Annotated in this window: 9 protein-coding genes and 1 pseudogene; 6 read left to right on the forward strand and 4 right to left on the reverse strand. The window is 63.4% G+C overall.

Going from position 1 to position 16860, the window contains the following annotated elements; translation table 11 throughout:
- Positions 1–88: 88 nt before the first annotated feature.
- Entirely contained in the window at positions 89–1201 is a 1113-nt protein-coding gene (locus RPMA_RS20490; RefSeq protein WP_211909507.1) for an SMP-30/gluconolactonase/LRE family protein, read from the forward strand.
- Positions 1202–1395: 194 nt separating this feature from the next.
- Here RPMA_RS20490 and ppc read toward each other — a convergent pair whose 3' ends face one another.
- From ppc to RPMA_RS20505, 3 genes are all read right to left on the reverse strand, one after another.
- The gene (gene ppc / locus RPMA_RS20495; protein WP_211913753.1) at positions 1396–4182 is read right to left on the reverse strand and encodes a phosphoenolpyruvate carboxylase; all 2787 of its coding nucleotides are present in this window, start codon (positions 4180–4182) and stop codon (positions 1396–1398) included.
- A 174-nt stretch (positions 4183–4356) separates the two neighbouring features.
- A complete protein-coding gene (locus tag RPMA_RS20500; RefSeq protein ID WP_211909508.1) occupies positions 4357–5898 on the reverse strand; it encodes an acyl-CoA synthetase in 1542 nt (513 codons plus the stop codon).
- Positions 5899–6057: 159 nt separating this feature from the next.
- Positions 6058–6867: a crotonase/enoyl-CoA hydratase family protein gene (locus RPMA_RS20505; RefSeq protein WP_211909509.1), complete on the reverse strand. Its 810-nt coding sequence runs from the start codon at positions 6865–6867 to the stop codon at positions 6058–6060.
- Between the two features lie 110 nt (positions 6868–6977).
- Here RPMA_RS20505 and RPMA_RS20510 point away from each other — a divergent pair.
- A pseudogene (locus RPMA_RS20510) lies at positions 6978–7848 on the forward strand (SDR family oxidoreductase).
- A gap of 257 nt (positions 7849–8105) precedes the next feature.
- Positions 8106–9683 carry a fatty acid--CoA ligase gene (locus RPMA_RS20515; protein WP_211909510.1) on the forward strand — a complete coding sequence of 526 codons (1578 nt, stop codon included), beginning with the start codon at positions 8106–8108 and terminating at the stop codon, positions 9681–9683.
- Between the two features lie 193 nt (positions 9684–9876).
- Here the strand turns inward: RPMA_RS20515 and RPMA_RS20520 are convergent, their stop codons facing one another.
- Positions 9877–10365, reverse strand: coding sequence for a phasin family protein (locus tag RPMA_RS20520; protein WP_211909511.1), 489 nt, complete (start codon positions 10363–10365; stop codon positions 9877–9879).
- A gap of 481 nt (positions 10366–10846) precedes the next feature.
- Between RPMA_RS20520 and RPMA_RS20525 the strand changes: the two genes are divergently transcribed.
- The 3 genes from RPMA_RS20525 to RPMA_RS20535 all read left to right on the forward strand — a co-directional run bounded on the left by RPMA_RS20525 (position 10847) and on the right by RPMA_RS20535 (position 16856).
- On the forward strand, positions 10847–12385 hold the full coding sequence (locus RPMA_RS20525) for a WS/DGAT/MGAT family O-acyltransferase (RefSeq protein WP_211909512.1): 1539 nt from the start codon (positions 10847–10849) through the stop codon (positions 12383–12385).
- A 9-nt stretch (positions 12386–12394) separates the two neighbouring features.
- Positions 12395–13390, forward strand: coding sequence for an alpha/beta fold hydrolase (locus tag RPMA_RS20530; RefSeq protein WP_211909513.1), 996 nt, complete (start codon positions 12395–12397; stop codon positions 13388–13390).
- Positions 13391–13625: 235 nt separating this feature from the next.
- Positions 13626–16856 carry a bifunctional cytochrome P450/NADPH--P450 reductase gene (locus RPMA_RS20535; RefSeq protein ID WP_211909514.1) on the forward strand — a complete coding sequence of 1077 codons (3231 nt, stop codon included), beginning with the start codon at positions 13626–13628 and terminating at the stop codon, positions 16854–16856.
- Positions 16857–16860 lie beyond the last annotated feature (4 nt).

The following is a 16860-nucleotide window of genomic DNA, read 5'->3' on the forward strand; positions in this document are numbered from 1 at the left end:
CGGCAGCAACGAATTCGCTGGTATCCGTGTCGTAACGCGTTAGCCTTTGCGCAACTGGCAGCAAAGCCAGACGAACAGGGAGGCGACGATGCAAAATCCATTTGCTGCGCGTGATACCGATCCCCCATCCAACCCATCGCTGAATCGCAGGCGCTTGCTGCAAACCGCAGGTGCCCTCGCCGCCTCGACCATCGTGGCGCCGACAGCTTTTGCGCGCGACTTCGGCCCGAATGCGGAGCCGCAGCGCTATCCAGATCCCGACATCGTCGTCATCGACGCCAAGCGCTTCAAGGCGAAGGTCGGCAACACCGTCATCAAGCGGCTCTATACCGGCTGCCTGTGGGCGGAAGGGCCGGCATGGAATGCGCAAGGCCAGTATCTGATCTGGAGCGACATTCCCGCCAATCGCCAGCTGCGCTATCTCGACGATGACGGCCACATCTCCGAGCGCTTCCGCTATCCCTCGCAGGAGAGCAACGGCAACTCGTTCGACACCGAGGGCCGCCAACTCTCCGCGCAGCGCACGCGCCTCGTCCGCTTCGAGCACAATGGCGGCACCACGACGCTGGCCGAAGCCGCGAACGGCAAGCCGCTGAACGGGCCGAACGACATGGTGGTCAATCCCATCGACAAGGCGATCTGGTTCACCGATCCCGGTTACGGCGGCATCAACCTCTATGAAGGCGAACGCGCGGCGGCGGGCGTCACCCAGCCGAACCAGAAGGAAGCGGTGTATCGCATCGATCCGACCAATGGCCAGATCAGCAAGGTGGCCGACGATGCGTTCAAGCCGAATGGTCTCGCTTTCAGCCCGGACTACAAAAAACTCTATGTCTGCGACACCGGCATCACGCATTATCCGAATGCGAAGAACGTCGTCTGGCAATATGACGTGAACGGCGACAAGCTCACGAATGGCAAGCCGCTGATCGACATGACGCTGGACGGCAAGTCAGGCTTCCCCGACGGCCTGCGTGTCGATACCGAAGGCAATATCTGGGTCGGTGCCGGCTGGGTGGGCGACGGCTATGACGGCGTGCAGATCTTTGCACCGGACGGGCAACGCATCGGACAGATCCGGCTGCCGGAGACCTGCGCGAATGTGTGTTTCGGCGGCAAGAAGCGGAACAGGCTGTTCATGACGGCAAGCCAGTCATTGTATGCGGTCTATGTGGAAACACAGGGCGCGCATTTCTGTTGAGATGTTCTTCTCCCTCCCCAAGCCGCGAAGCGGCGCCGTGGGGAGGGTGGCGCGGCGACGAGCGTAGCGAGGAGACGTGACGGGTTGGGAACACCACGTGACGTCGGAGCGTGGGATGCCCCACCCGTCTCGAACGCTTCGCGTTCGATCCACCCTCCCCACTGCGCGGCTTCGCCGCTTGGGGAGGGAAAGAGCTAGCCGCTATTCCTCAGCCCTGCCGAGATCCCGTTGATCGTGATCTGGATCCCGCGCAGCACCTGCTCGTCGCCGCCCTCGCCTTCCGCGCGGTGCTTCTGCAGCAGTTCGACCTGCACATGGTTCAAGGGGTCGAGATACGGGAAGCGGTTGCGGATCGAGCGTTCCAGCAGCGGATTGCCCTGCAGCAACCCGTCCTGCTCCATGACATCGAGCAGGGTTTCGATGGTCAGATGCCACTCCGCGCGGATACGGCCGAAGATCTTTTCACGCAACACCTCGTCAGCGACGAGTTCCGCATAGCGCGAAGCGATGGCGATGGAGCTCTTGGCCAGCACCATGTCCATATTCGACAGCAGCGTGCGGAAGAACGGCCATTCGCGGTGCATCTCCTGCAGGAATGCCATGCCCTTGTCGGGATGCCTGTCGAGCCAGGCCTTGATGGCGCTGCCGAAGCCGTACCAGCCGGGCAGCATCAACCGGCACTGCGCCCATGAGAACACCCACGGGATGGCACGCAGATCCTCGATGGCCCGCGTCTTCTTGCGCGAAGCCGGACGGCTGCCGATATTCAGCGTCGAGATCTCGTTGATGACGGTGGATTCCCAGAAGTAGTCCACAAAACCATCGGTCTCGTAGACGAGGCCGCGATAGGCCTTGAAGGCCAGTTCGGAAATCTCCTCCATCGCTTCGAGATATTCGCTGCGCGGCGCCGAGTGCTTCGGCGCCAGCAGGCTCGCTTCCAGCGTGGCGGCTGCGAGAATCTCCAGGTTGTTGCGACCGACTTCGGCATTGGAATATTTGCTGAAGATGATCTCGCCCTGTTCGGTGATGCGGATCTGGCCGTCCACGGCGCCGCCGGGCTGCGCCAGGATCGCGTCATGGCTGGGACCACCGCCGCGGCCGACGGAGCCGCCACGGCCATGGAACAGGCGCAGGCGGATGTGATGGCGCTCGAACACATCGACCAGCTTGATCTCGGCCTTGTAAAGCTCCCAGCCCGAGGTGACGAAGCCGCCATCCTTATTGCTGTCGGAATAGCCGAGCATGACTTCCTGGACGCCACCGCGGCTATCGACGAGCTTGCGATAGTCATGCAGCGCGAACAGCCGGTCCATTATTTTGCCAGACGCCTGCAGGTCCTCGATGGTCTCGAACAGCGGCACGATATTGATACCGCTGCGGCCGGAGGAGTCGACGAGGCCGACTTCCTTGAGCAGCACCGCGACCTCCAGCATATCGGAAACGCCCTTGCACATGGAGATGATGCATTGAGGGATCGCCGCCGCGCCGAACTTGTTGTGCACCTCCGCCGCCATGCGGAACAGGGCGAGTTCGCCGAGCGTTTCTTCGCTGTATTTGACGAACAGCGACGACAGCGGTCGTGCGTTCTTTAGCTCCGCCGCGAGCAGCGCGATGCGCGCGTCCTCGTCCAGCGACAGATAGGATTTGCCGGGCATCGCTGCATCGATCAGCTCGGCGACGGTGCGCTCATGCACGGCCGAGTTCTGGCGGATGTCGAGGCTGGCGAGATGGAAGCCGAAGCAATCCACCGCGCTGCGCAGCGAGCGCAGCCGGCCGCGCGCGATGACGCGGGAATTGTCGGCATGGAGCGAACGATCGAGCACATCGAGATCGGCCCTGAACTCGGTGGCCGAGCCATAAGGCGGCGCATCGCCCACCGCAGCGCGGCGGTTCGGGAGTTTCAATGCATGGGCCGTGGCCGCCATCCGCGCATAGATGCCGGAGATCGCCAGGCGATACGGTTCCCCGGCACGATGCGGCGACGGATCGGGGGAGCGTTCGGCCAATGCACGCAGCTCGTCGGAGACCTCCGAGAGATGCGCGGCCATCGAGAGTTCGGCGCCGAGCGCATGGAGTTCGTCGAGATAGAAGCTGAAGGCGCGCCTCGCCTGCAGCATGACGGTCCCCTGCATCACATCCGCGGTGACGAACGGATTGCCGTCGCGGTCGCCGCCGATCCAGCTGCCCATGCGCAGGAACGCCGGCAATGCCTCCGGCCCGCCCTGTTCGGACAGAGCGTCTTCAAGCCGGCCATGCAGCCGCGGCACTTCGCGCAAAAATGTGTAGTCGTAGAAAGCGAGACCGTTGGTGACTTCATCCAGCACGGTGAGCTTGCTGCGGCGAAGCAGATTGGTCTGCCACAGCGTCACCACCGCGCGACGCAGCGCCTCATCCAGCGCCTCGTTTTCCTCCGGCGTGAGCTGCATGCGCTCGCGGCGATCCAGCAGAGCTGCGATCTCCATTTCGCGATCGATGGTGCTCTTGCGGCGGACTTCGGTGGGATGCGCGGTCAGCACCGGCGACACCAGCGCCTGGCTGAAGAACTTGCCGAGCATCTTGGCATCGATGCCGGCCTCCTGCGCGCGCGCCACGGCATGCGCCAGCGTGCCATTGGCGGAGGCGGCATCGGCGCGCTGGGCACGCATGCGGCGGATATTGTTCTGGTCCTCGGCGATATTGGCGAGGTGGGAGAAATAGCTGAAGGCGCGGACGATGCGCACGGTCTCGGCCGTCGACATGCCGTCGAGGATCGCTTCCAGTTCGCGACGGGCATCCTTGTCCTCATTGCGATGGAATCGCACCGATGTCTGGCGGATGTTCTCCACGAGATCGAAGACCGCGGCGCCTTCCTGATCCCGGACGGTATCGCCGAGAATACGGCCGAGCAGTCGGATGTCATCCTTCAGCTGGGCGTCAGCCTGCGGGTCGGCAATGGGCCCGCCATGCAGCGGGGCGGCTTCCTGATCGTTCGGCAAAGTCATGGACACAAGTCAGCTCCGGGAAAAATGGCCGGGAGCGCATTTGGTCGCATGTCTTGCTGCAATGCAAGATGAAGTTGACATATGTAGGGTGGGCAAAGGCGCGCTTGCGCCGTGCCCACCATCACTTGCTCGGAATATCAAGGTGGGCAAGCTGCGCTTTGCCCACCCTACGGACTAAATCGTCCGCCCCACTTTCGCCCAATAGGGATCGCGCAGACGGCGCTTGAAGATCTTGCCGGAATCCTCGCGCGGCAGATTGCTCTGGATCTCCATCGCCTTCGGCACCTTGTAGTCCGCCAGCGCTTTTTTGAGGTCGACACGCACCTTGGCGAGATCCAGCACCACGCCCGGCTGCGGCTCGATCACCGCCATCAGGCTCTCGCCGAATTCCGCGTCGGGGATGCCGAACACTGCGCAATCATGCACGCCGGGGAGCGCATGCAACGCCGATTCGATCTCGGCCGGATAGATATTGACGCCGCCGGAGATCACCATGTCGCGCTTGCGGTCGCAGATGAAGACGTAGCCGTCGGCGTCGATGTAACCGACATCGCCCGAGGTGATGAAACCGTCGCGGTCGATCTCGGCGCGCTTCTCCGGCTTGTTGTGATAGGTGAAATCCGGATTGCCGGCGATGCGCGAATAGATTTCGCCGATCTCGCCCTGCGGCAGGATTTCGCCGTCATCGCCAAGGAAACGCAGTTCCGCACCGGGGGCGATCTTGCCGACGGTGCCGGGCTTCTTCAGCGCATCCTCGGAATTGGCGAAGGTGACCGCGCCGGATTCCGTCGAACCGTAGAATTCGAAAATCACCGGGCCCCACCAGTCGATCATCGCGGTCTTCACATCGGCCGGGCAAGGGGCTGCGGCATGGATGATGTGGCGCAGCGAGGACATGTCGTATTTGTTGCGGACGTCCTCCGGCAGTTTCATCAGCCGGATGAACATGGTCGGCACCATGAAGATGGTGTCGATCTTCTCGTCCTGGATGATGCGCAAAAATTCCTCGGCGTCGAAGCGCGGCATCATCACCAGCAGGCCGCCGAGCTTGCCGGCGCGCAACGCAAAGGCATTCGGCGCCGAGTGATAGAGCGGCCCCGGCAACAGCGCGCGCGAGGCTTCCTTGAGGCCATAGACGCGGACGCGCATGGCATCTGCGGATTTCTGCTGGTCAGGCGTCGGCGCAAAACGACGCACGCCCTTGGGATGGCCGGTGGTGCCCGATGTGTAGATCATGTTGTGCGGCGCCGGCACGGCCGGGCCGTCATAGGGCGGCTGCTCGTTGATCCAGCTTTCCATATCGATGGCGCCATCGGGCGTGCCGAGGATGGCAGGATCGATCTTGTAATTCGCGACGATCTCCGGCGGCGTCGGGACGCTGATGCTGGTGATGCCGGCCGGGATCGCATCGCGCAATTGATGCAGCATGTCGGCATGGCTGATCAGGACGTGGCTGCCGGAGTCGCTGATCACATAGGTGATCTCTTCCGGCTTGAAATGCCAGTTCACCGGCACCGCATAGGCGCCGAGCCGCGCCACCGCATAGGCGGCTTCGAGAAACGCGATGTCGTTGCGCATCAGGATGCTGACGCTGTCGCCCTGCTTGACGCCGAGTTTTGTCAGGCCCGAAGCGATGCGGCTGGCACGGGCATTGATGTCGTCGAAGGAACGCAGACGGTCGCCGGAGATGACGCCGTGGCGGAGGGAGTTGGACATGGTGTTTCCGAGTTTGTTGTTCTTCTTAAAATCTCAGCCCCTCATGGTGAGGAGGCGCGTAGCGCCGTCTCGAACCATGAGTTGCCGGAGCTCCGCTGCTATCCTTCGAGACGCCCGCCTTTGGCGGGCTCCTCAGGATGAGGGCGGAGTGTAAGGTCGCTAGTCCACAAAATTCGGCGCGCGCTTTTCGATATTCGCGCGCACGGCTTCGGTCTGGTTCGGGGCGCCCATCAGCTTCATCTGCTCGACGGACTCCGCCAGCAGCGCCGGGCCGGGATCGACCGAGAGATTGTTGAGCATGCGCTTGGTGGCGCGGATCGCATCCGGGCTCTTACCGGCGATTTCGCGCGCGACTTCGAGCGCCGCGGCGCGGGGATCATCGACCACGCGCGTGGCGAGGCCGTAGCTCAGCGCTTCCTGCGCCGTGAAAATCCGTCCGGTGTAGGTCAGCTCGCGCAGGATATCGTCGCGCACCAGCGAGGCCAGGATCGGCGTGCCCGCCATATCCGGCACCAGGCCCCATTTGATTTCCATGATCGACATCTTGGTGTCGGGCGCGACGTAACGCATGTCGGCGCCGAGTGCGACCTGGAAGCCACCGCCGAAAGCGACGCCATGCACGGCGGCGATCACCGGCACCGGCAATTGCCGCCAGCCCCACACCGCCTGCTGCGAATGATTGCAAAGCCCATGGGTGCGGAGCGAAAGGTCGCGCTTCTGGGCGCCGCCGATCCCGTCGCCGCCGCTCTCCTTCATGGCGGCGAATCGTCCCATGTCGAGGCCGGCGCAGAAGGCCCGCCCCTCGCCGGACAGCACCACCGCGCGCAGCCCCTTTTCACGGCTAAGCCTGTCGGCGGTATCCACCAGGGCCGCAAACATCGCGGCATCCAGCGCATTCATCTTGTCCGCGCGGACCATCCGGACATCGGCGACGCCGCCCGTGATGGACACCTGGACGCGATCTTCCATGGGAGGTTTCCTTCCTAGACTTCTTTGCCGGCTTTACAGCGCCGCCTTTGTGAGGTTTTAGTCAACCAACTAATTAAAACGTCCGCAACCACCAAAAGCAGGACCACCCCATGTTCAATCAGCAGCTCCTCGCAGGCCGGAATATTCTCGTCACCGGCGGCGGTACCGGCCTCGGCAGATCCATGGCCGCCAAATTCCTGCAACTGGGCGCGGAGGTGCACATCTGCGGTCGCCGCAAGAGCGTGTGCGACGAGACTGCCACCGAGCTGATGGCGGAATTCGGCGGCAAGGTGACGAGCCATGGCGTCGACATCCGCGACAGCGCCGCGGTAGATGCGATGATCGAGGGCATCTGGGCCGACGGCCCCTCACCGACCTCATCAACAATGCCGCCGGCAATTTCATCTCGCGCTCGCAGGACCTGTCGCCACGCGGCTTCGATGCGGTGGCGAACATCGTCATGCACGGCACGTTCTACGTCACCCATGCCGTCGGCCGCCGCTGGATCGCCGGCAAGACGCGCGGCAACGTCGTATCGATCACCGTCACCTGGGTGCGCAATGGCAGCCCTATGTGGTGCCGTCCGCCATGAGCAAGTCGGCGATCCATGCCATGACCATGTCGCTCGCCACCGAATGGGGCCGCTACGGCATCCGCCTCAACACCATTGCGCCCGGCGAGATCCCCACCGAAGGCATGAGCAAGCGCATCAAGCCCGGCGATGAAGCCGGCGCGCGGACCCGGGCGCTGAACCCGATGGGCCGCACCGGCACCATGGAAGAGCTGCAGAACCTCGCAGTGTTCCTGATCTCGGGCGGCTGCGACTGGATCAATGGCGAGACCATCGCCATGGACGGCGCGCAGGCCCTCGCGATGGGCGGCAATTTCTATCAGCTGCGCGACTGGAGCGATGCCGACTGGGATGCCGCCAAGGAAAGCATCAAGGCGCAGAACGAGAAGGACAAGGCGAAGCGCGGGTAAACGCGCCACCTTTCACAACACACTCCGCCGTCATCCTGAGGTGCCGCCGCGCAGCGGCGGCCTCGAAGGACGGCCGCAAGCGCCGGCGCACCGCTCCGCATCCTTCGAGGCTCGCCGAAGTCGGCGAGCACCTCAGGATGACGGCGGAGGAGTGAAGCTCCGCTTGCTCACCGCACCGCAACACCTTTCCCATCTTGTCAGCCTGCACGGACACCCTCACACTCCTCGCAACTAAAATAGTTGGAGGGAGGGAAACCATGTCCGTTGCGGAAGCCGCTACGCTCGCCGATGTCATTCGTGTGCAAGCCAAAACCCGCGGTGCATCCACTGCGCTCGTCTTCGAGGGGCGCGAGACCAGTTACGCAGCGCTCGATCGCCGCGCCAGCCAGGTCGCCAACGGCCTGATCGCGCTGGGCGTGAAGCCGGATGAGCGCATCGCCTATCTCGGCAAGAACAGCGATCTCTTCATCGAACTGCTGCTCGGTGCCGTGAAGGCCAAGGTGGTCACCGCGCCGGTGAACTGGCGCCTGGCCGGGCCGGAGATTGGGTTCATCGTCGATGACGCCAAGGCTGCGGTGCTGTTCGTCGGGCCAGAATTCATCGATCTCGTCCGCAGCCTCAAGGATCAGCTTCCCCATGTCCGCGCCATCATGACCATGGAAGGCGGCGCGCCGGAGTGGCAGGATTTTGCCGCCTGGCGCGATGCGCAAAGCGACAGCGATCCGAACCTTGCGACAACGAATAACGACGTCGCGATCCAGCTCTATACGTCGGGCACGACGGGCAAGCCGAAAGGCGCGATGCTGTCGCACCAGAATTTCCTGTCGCTGCTGCGCATCGGCGGCACCGATGAAAACCCGGACTGGAATGTCTGGACCGACACCGACGTGTCGCTGGTGGCGATGCCGGTGTTTCACATCGGCGGCGTCGGCTGGGCCGTGTTCGGCCTCTATCACGGCGCCAAGAGTGTGATCGCGCGCGAGTTCGATCCCAACAAGGTGCTCGACTTCTTCCGCGACTACGGCATCAGCAAACTTTTCCTGGTGCCGGCGGCGATGCAGTTCATCGTGCGGCAGCCGCGGGCCCGCGAGATGGATTTCTCGCAGCTCAAATACATCATGTATGGCGCGTCGCCGATCCCTGCAGCGCTGCTGAAGGAATGCATCGCGGTGTTCGGCTGCGGCTTCGTGCAGATGTATGGCATGACCGAAACCACCGGCACCATCGTCGTGCTGGCGCCGGAGGATCATGTCGAGGGCCGCAACTGCATGCGCTCGGCCGGCAAGGCGCTACCGGGCATCGAGATCGCCATTCTCGATCCCGACGGCAAGCCGCTGCCCGTCGGCGATGTCGGCGAGATCGCGACGCGCTCGGCATCGAACATGGTGGGCTACTGGAATCTGCCGGACGCCACCGCGCGCACGCTGGACCGCAACAACTGGCTGCGCACCGGCGATGCCGGCTATCTCGACGAGGACGGCTTCCTCTATATCCACGACCGCATCAAGGACATGATCATCTCCGGCGGCGAGAACATCTATCCGGCCGAAGTGGAGAGCGCGATCTGCGATCATCCCGACGTGGCCGAGGTTGCCGTGGTCGGCGTGCCCGATGACACCTGGGGCGAAGCGGTGAAAGCCGTGGTGGCGCTGAAGCCCGGCAAGGAGGCCAGCGCCGTCGATATCATCGCCTTCACGCGCCAGCGCATCGCTGCGTTCAAGACGCCGAAGACGGTGGATTTCATCCAGGCCCTGCCACGCAATGCATCCGGCAAGATCCTGCGACGGCAGCTGCGCGATCCCTATTGGGAAGGAAAAGAGCGGCAGGTGAATTAAGAACTGTCACTCTCCCCCGTCATTGCGAGGAGCGAAGCGACGAAGCAATCCAGAAGGTGGCAAGCGCCGTAAGAACTGGATTGCTTCTTCGCAAGGGCTCCTCGCAATGACGGCTGAGGAGATGGCGCGTTACACACAAAAAAGGCCCGCTTGCGCGGGCCCTTAAAACTCTGATCACTCGATCGCAGAAAGCTTACGCAGTCTTGGCGAAAGACGTGGCTTTCGAGAAATTGTCCTGCGCGGTCTTGGCGCCTTCGGACACCAGGGTGCCGAGATATTCGGTCGAGGCCTTGGCGCGGGCGGTCAGCACTTCGCCATGGGCGCGGACGAGATCGGTCTGCACCTGGAAAGCTTCGCTGAACGACTTGGCCGAAGCCAGCTTGTCGATGCCGGCGAAGAAAGACTGCACGTCCGCGTAGAACGCGTCCTGCACGTTGCGGCTGATCTTGGCGGCTTCGTTGACCGAGTTCGACACGGCAGTTTCGATCGCCGACGTCACCTTCTCGGAATTGGCCTGGAATTCGCTGGTCTTGTCCTTGGCAGTGCCGGCAGCGCGCTTGACGAAATCACGGGTCGCCTCGGGCACTTCCATGTTCTGCAGCTTGGCGAACGCATCCGTCACCGGCGCGAAGGCCTGCTTGACGTTGTTCAGCACGGAATTGGTCTCGGTTTCGATCGTCATTGTCGTCTCCATCCTCGGGTTGCGCCGCCTCGCAAAGCTTTGCTTGCTGTCAGGCTCGGCTCGCCCCGTCCCGCCGTTGTGGGCCCGGGGTGCAACTTCTATGACATAGTAAATAATGCACCGCAACATCGATGGTGCACTGCGATATCACGAATCCGTGATAATGAGCAAGAAATAGGCACCATGATGCCACCTTGACCAAAACATCGTGGAGCAGCTCAGCAACCAACCCGTAAATAGCTTTAAACATTAGCTATTTAACGAAACCCACGATGGTGCCTGAGTAGGCAATCCGGCTGTTGAGATGCACGTCTTGGCAGCACGGCGCGCCGATCACTCGCCATACGACACCGCCTTAAGTCGGGCCTCGCCCCCGTTCCTGACCTCGCCTTTGCCATTGCGGAGTCGCTCGTCCTGCGGGCACACTCCCCGGTAGAACGCCGACCAAGGCGTCCAGGTGGTGATGAGGGAGGGTCGTATCATGGCGGAAGCCAGCCGAAAGCTGTCCTCGATGGACGCGTCGTTTCTGTATCTGGAAACGCCGGAGATGCCGATGCATGTCGGCAGCATGGCGATCTTCCGCCTTCCGGAGAATTACCAGGGCGACTTCTTCGAGGACTTCAAGGCGATGATCGCCTCGCGGCTGCATGTCGCGCCGATCCTGAAGGCCCGGCTGGAAAAGGCGCCGCTCGACATCGATCACCCGCACTGGGTCGAGGACGACCAGTTCGACATCGACCGCCACATCTTCCGCGCCAGCCTGCCCGCCCCGCATGACCGCGCCACGCTGGAGCGCATCGTCGGCTGGATGCATGCCAAGCTCCTGAACCGCGCCCGGCCGCTCTGGGAGTTCTATGTCTTCGAGGGCATGCAGAACAACGAGATCGGCCTGTATTCGAAGATGCACCATGCGTGTATCGACGGCGGCGCCGGCGCGGCCCTCACCAACATGATCTTTGACGTGACGCCGATCCCGCGCGAGATCGAGGCGCCGGAGGTCCGCGCCAAGATCAAGCAGGAGCCGCGCGACATCGCCGCCTCCTTCCTCAATTCCTACCAGCAGCTCTGGACCCAGCCGCTGGAAAATTCCAAGGGCATCGAGCTGCCGCGCTCGGGCAAGAGCGATATCGGCTCGATCCTGTTCGACAACGCCATGTTCCAGATCGAGAGCGCGGTGAAATTCGCAGGCTCGATCCCGACCATGTTGAAGAGCACGTCGGACGTGCTGTCCAAGATCGCCGATCCGAAATCACGCGACAGCATCGCCAGCATGGTGTCGCCGCCGACGCTGCTCAACAAGACGATCTCGTCGGAGCGCAGCTTTGCCGGCGTCTCGGTGTCGCTGTCCGCCGCCAAGGCGGTGGCGAAGCAGGCGGGCGGCAAGCTCAATGACGTGGTGCTCGCGCTCTCGTCGGGCGTGGTGCGGCGCTATCTCAAGGAAAAGGGCGCCCTGCCCGCCAAGGCGATGACGGCAGCGGTGCCGATCTCGCTGCGCGAGGAAGGCAATACGGATTCCAACAATCAGGTGTTCGGCATGATCTGCTCGATCGCCAGCAATATCGAGGATCCCAAGGAGCGGCTGGAAGCGATCATCGCGCAGTCCACCAAATCCAAGGAGATGTCGCATCCGCTGCGCGCCTTGATGCCGCAGGTGTCGAACATTTCGCTGCTGGGCGCGCCGATCATGGTGCAGATCCTGGCGCTGCTCTACAGCCGCACCAATCTCTCCGACGTGCTGCCGCCGGCGGCGAACATCACGGTGTCCAACGTGCCCGGCCCGCGACAGACGCTCTATGCGGCGGGCGCCGAGCTGTTGCACATCTTCCCGGTCTCCATCTCCACCCACGGGCTGGCGCTCAACATCACCGTGCAGAGCTATCGCGACCAGCTCGATTTCGGCTTCATCGCCGGCGCCAACATCATCCCGCATGTGCAGGTGCTGGCCGACATGATGCCGGATGAATTCGCCGCATTGCAGGCGGCGTTCGCGTCGTCCGATGCGCTCAAATCCGCAAGCTAGGGAATGCCCATGATCGAGATGCCGCCGCTGCAATATGCCGATATCAACGGCATCCGCATGGGCTATTACGACGCCGGTCCCAAAAGCGACGCGCCGCCGATGGTGCTGTGCCATGGCTGGCCGGAAATGGCGTTCTCCTGGCGCCACCAGATCAAGGCGCTGGCTGCCGCCGGCATCCGCGTCATCGCGCCGGACCAGCGCGGCTATGGCGCGACATCGCGGCCCGAGGCCGTGGAGGACTACAGTATCGAGCATCTCACCGGCGACCTCGTGGGCCTGCTCGATCATCTCAACATCGACAAGGCGATCTTTGTCGGCCACGACTGGGGCGGCTTCATCGTCTGGCAGATGCCGCTGCGCTACAAGGACCGCACCGCGGGCGTGATCGGCGTCAACACGCCGCATACGGACCGCGCACCGGTGGACCCGTTGCTGATCTATCGCAAGCGGTTCGGCGACACGATGTATATCGTCCAGTTCCAGGATCCCGCCCGCGAGCCGGATCGCCTGTTCGGCGAAAATGTCGAGAAGACCTTCGACATGTTCATGCGCAAGCCGATGCCGCGCAAGCATGCCAATGTCGGCGATGCGCCCGCCGGCGGCATCGGGGCTTCGGCGAAAACCAATCTCGCCTTCCCGCAGATGGTGGCCGGCTACGATCCGGCGAATGATCCGCGCCAGAAGATTCTCTCCGATGAGGAGAAGCAGGTGTTCGTCGACGCCTTCAAGCGCTCGGGCTTCACCGGCGGCATCAACTGGTATCGCAATATGAGCGCCAACTGGGCGCGCGCCGAAGGCCTCGATCACACCGTGCATGTGCCGGCGCTGATGATCATGGCGGAAAACGACGCGGTGCTGCCGCCCTCCTCGGCGGACGGCATGGAGAACATCATTCCCGATCTCGAAAAATATCTGGTGAAAGACAGCGGCCACTGGACCCAGCAGGAAAAGCCCGACGAGGTGAGCCAGGTGCTGATCGACTGGCGACGGAAGCGATTTGGATAGTGATCAGGCAGCCCTTCCTTCACCCTCCCCTGCAGGGGAGGGTCGGATGGCCCAGCGATGCGCAGCATCGCGACGGCCGTCCGGGGTGGGGAGTAGCCGCAGGCTCCAACGACAATGACGCTTTTGCAAACCCATGCGAAGGCGTTGACAGACAACAGCCCCACCCCGACAGACACTTTCAGTGTCTGTCGACCCTCCCCCTGCAGGGGAGGGTAAGCGCAGGACACGTCGCGACATGCCATCCACCAACAAACTCGCCCCGATCCCGCATCCGCCGAAGAAGCCGGTGGTGGGCAATATGCTGTCGCTGGACGCCAATGCGCCGGTGCAGGATCTCGCGCGGCTGGCCAAGGAGCTCGGGCCGATCTTCTGGCTCGACATGATGGGCGCGCCCATCGTCATCGTGGCGGGCCACGACCTCATCGATGAGCTCAGCGACGAAAAGCGCTTCGACAAGGCGGTGCGCGGCGCGCTGCGCCGGGTGCGCGCGGTCGGCGGTGACGGGCTGTTCACCGCCGACACCAAGGAGCCGAACTGGAGCAAGGCGCACAACATCCTGCTGCAGCCATTCGGCAATCGCGCGATGCAGTCCTATCACCCGAGCATGGTGGATATCGCCGAGCAGCTGGTGAAGAAATGGGAGCGCCTCAACACCGATGAGGAAATCGACGTCGTTCACGACATGACGGCGCTGACCCTCGACACGATCGGCCTGTGCGGCTTCGAATATCGCTTCAACTCATTCTATCGCAGCGACTATCACCCGTTTGTGGAATCGCTGGTGCGGTCACTCGAAACCATCATGATGACCCGCGGCCTGCCGCTGGAAAATCTTTGGATGCAGAAGCGCCGCCGCGACCTCGCCGGCGACGTCGCCTTCATGAATTCCATGGTCGACGAGATCATCGCCGAACGCCGCAAGGCTGCCGATGCCACCGACGGCAAGAAGGACATGCTGAGCGCGATGATGACCGGCGTCGATCGGACGACCGGCGAGCAGCTCGACGACGTCAATATTCGCTACCAGATCAACACCTTCCTGATCGCCGGGCATGAAACCACGTCGGGCCTCCTGTCCTGCGCGATCTATGCGATGCTCAAGCATCCCGAGGTGCTTAAGAAGGCCTATGAGGAGGTCGATCGCGTATTCGGCCCCGACACCAATGCCAAGCCGACCTATCAGCAGGTGTCGCAGCTCCATTACATCACCCAGATCCTGAAGGAAGCGCTGCGGCTGTGGCCGCCGGCACCGGCCTATGGAATCGCGCCGGTGCAGGACGAGACCATCGGCGGCGGCAAATACAAGCTGCGCAAGGGCACCTTCGTCACCGTGCTGGTGCTCGGCCTGCATCGTGATCCCTCGGTGTGGGGACCGAACCCGGATGTGTTCGATCCCGAGAATTTCTCTAAGGAAGCCGAGGCGAAGCGCCCGCCGAACGCCTGGAAGCCCTTCGGCAACGGCCAGCGCGCCTGTATCGGCCGCGGCTTCGCCATGCATGAGGCGGCGCTGGCGCTGGGCATGATCCTGCAGCGCTTCAAGATGACCGACCACAAGCGCTACCAGATGGCGCTCAAGGAAACGCTGACGATCAAGCCGGACGGCTTCAAGATCAAGGTGCGCCCTCGCGCCGACCATGAACGCGGGGCATTTGCGGGGCGTGCGGGCACAGCGACGGCGGCTGCACCGGCCGCTCCCGTCGCACCCGGCCGCGCGCGCCCGACGCACAACACGCCGCTGCTGGTGCTGTACGGCTCCAATCTCGGCACCGCTGAAGAACTGGCGACGCGCGTCGCCGATCTCGCCGAGGTCAACGGCTTCGCCACGAAGCTCGCAGCGCTCGACGATGTCGCCGGCCATCTACCGACCGAAGGCGGCGTGCTGATCTTCTGCGCCTCCTATAACGGCGCTGCGCCGGACAACGCCACGCAATTCGTCAACTGGCTCGGCACCGACCTGCCGAAGGACGCCTTCGCCGGCGTGCGCTATGCGGTGTTCGGCTGCGGCAACAGCGACTGGCTCGCGACCTATCAATCCATCCCGCGCTATATCGACGACAGACTGCGCGAACACGGCGCGACCAATGCCTATGTGCGCGGCGAAGGTGATGCCCGCGACGATCTCGACGGGCAATTCGAGGACTGGTTCGCCAAGCTGCGCCCGCTCGCGGTGAAGGAGTTCGGCCTCGCCACCGGGTTCGAGCGCAGCGCCGATGACGCGCCGCTCTACCAGATCGAGCCGGTGGCGCCGACCGCGGTGAATACGGTGGTCACGCTTGGCGGCGTGGTGCCGATGAAGGTGCAGGCCAACAGGGAATTGCAGAACGGCGCCTCCGATCGCTCGACGCGGCATATCGAGATCGAATTGCCGGCAGGCGTGAGCTACCGTGTGGGCGATCATCTCAGCGTCATTCCGCGCAACGATCCTGCGCTGGTGGACGCGGTGGCACGGCGTTTCGGCTTCCTCCCCGACGACCAGATCCGCCTGCAGGTTGCCGCCGGCCGCCGCGCGCAACTGCCCGTGGGCGACGTCGTCTCGGTCGGGCGGCTGCTCACCGAATTCGTCGAACTGCAGCAGGTGGCCACCCGCAAGCAGATCCAGATCATGGCGGAAAATACCCGCTGCCCGATGACCAAGCCCAAACTGCTCGGCTATGTCGGCGACGATCCCGCCGCCAGCGAACGCTATCGCAGCGACATTCTCGCCAAGCGCAAATCGGTGTTCGACCTGCTCGACGAGCATCCGGCCTGCGAACTGCCCTTCCATGCCTATCTGGAAATGCTGTCGCTGCTGGCGCCGCGCTATTACTCGATCTCGTCATCGCCGCAGGGCAATGCTGCGCGCTGCACCGTGACCACCGCCGTGGTGCAGGCGCCCGCTTTTTCCGGTCGCGGCATCTATCGCGGCGTCTGCTCGAACTATCTCAGCGGCCGGCGCGCCGGCGACACCGTGCATGCCATCGTGCGCGAGACCAAAGCGGGCTTCCGCCTGCCCGCCGATCCCGCGGTGCCGCTGATCATGATCGGCCCCGGCACCGGCCTCGCGCCGTTCCGCGGCTTCCTGCAGGAGCGTGCAGCCTTGAAGGCGCAGGGCGCGACGCTCGGCCCTGCCCTGCTGTTCTTCGGCTGCCGTCATCCGGATCAGGACTTCCTCTATGCAGAGGAGCTGAAGCGCTTTGCAGCGGAAGGTATCTGCGAACTTCACGTCGCCTTCTCGCGTGGCGACACCCCGAAGACCTATGTGCAGCACCTGATCACCCAGCAGAAGGACCGCGTCTGGGAACTGATCCAGCAAGGCGCCATCACTTATGTCTGCGGCGATGGCGGCAAGATGGAGCCGGATGTGAAGGCGGCCCTGATGGCGATCCAGCGCGAACGCAGCGGCGGTGACGACAAGGCCGCGCTAAACTGGATCGACGATCTCGGCACGCGCAATCGCTATGTGCTCGACGTCTGGGCGGGGAGCTGAGCGC

It is taken from the genome of Tardiphaga alba, assembly GCF_018279705.1.
Lineage (GTDB): Bacteria > Pseudomonadota > Alphaproteobacteria > Rhizobiales > Xanthobacteraceae > Tardiphaga > Tardiphaga alba.

Excerpts from the sequence above, each read along its gene's own strand:
- RPMA_RS20490 (WP_211909507.1), top strand. The coding sequence starts at position 89 with ATGCAAAATCCATTTGCTGCGCGTGATACCGATCCCCCATCCAACCCA.
- ppc (WP_211913753.1), bottom strand. The coding sequence starts at position 4,182 with ATGACTTTGCCGAACGATCAGGAAGCCGCCCCGCTGCATGGCGGGCCC.
- RPMA_RS20500 (WP_211909508.1), bottom strand. The coding sequence starts at position 5,898 with ATGTCCAACTCCCTCCGCCACGGCGTCATCTCCGGCGACCGTCTGCGT.
- RPMA_RS20505 (WP_211909509.1), bottom strand. The coding sequence starts at position 6,867 with ATGGAAGATCGCGTCCAGGTGTCCATCACGGGCGGCGTCGCCGATGTC.
- RPMA_RS20515 (WP_211909510.1), top strand. The coding sequence starts at position 8,106 with ATGTCCGTTGCGGAAGCCGCTACGCTCGCCGATGTCATTCGTGTGCAA.
- RPMA_RS20520 (WP_211909511.1), bottom strand. The coding sequence starts at position 10,365 with ATGACGATCGAAACCGAGACCAATTCCGTGCTGAACAACGTCAAGCAG.
- RPMA_RS20525 (WP_211909512.1), top strand. The coding sequence starts at position 10,847 with ATGGCGGAAGCCAGCCGAAAGCTGTCCTCGATGGACGCGTCGTTTCTG.
- RPMA_RS20530 (WP_211909513.1), top strand. The coding sequence starts at position 12,395 with ATGATCGAGATGCCGCCGCTGCAATATGCCGATATCAACGGCATCCGC.
- RPMA_RS20535 (WP_211909514.1), top strand. The coding sequence starts at position 13,626 with ATGCCATCCACCAACAAACTCGCCCCGATCCCGCATCCGCCGAAGAAG.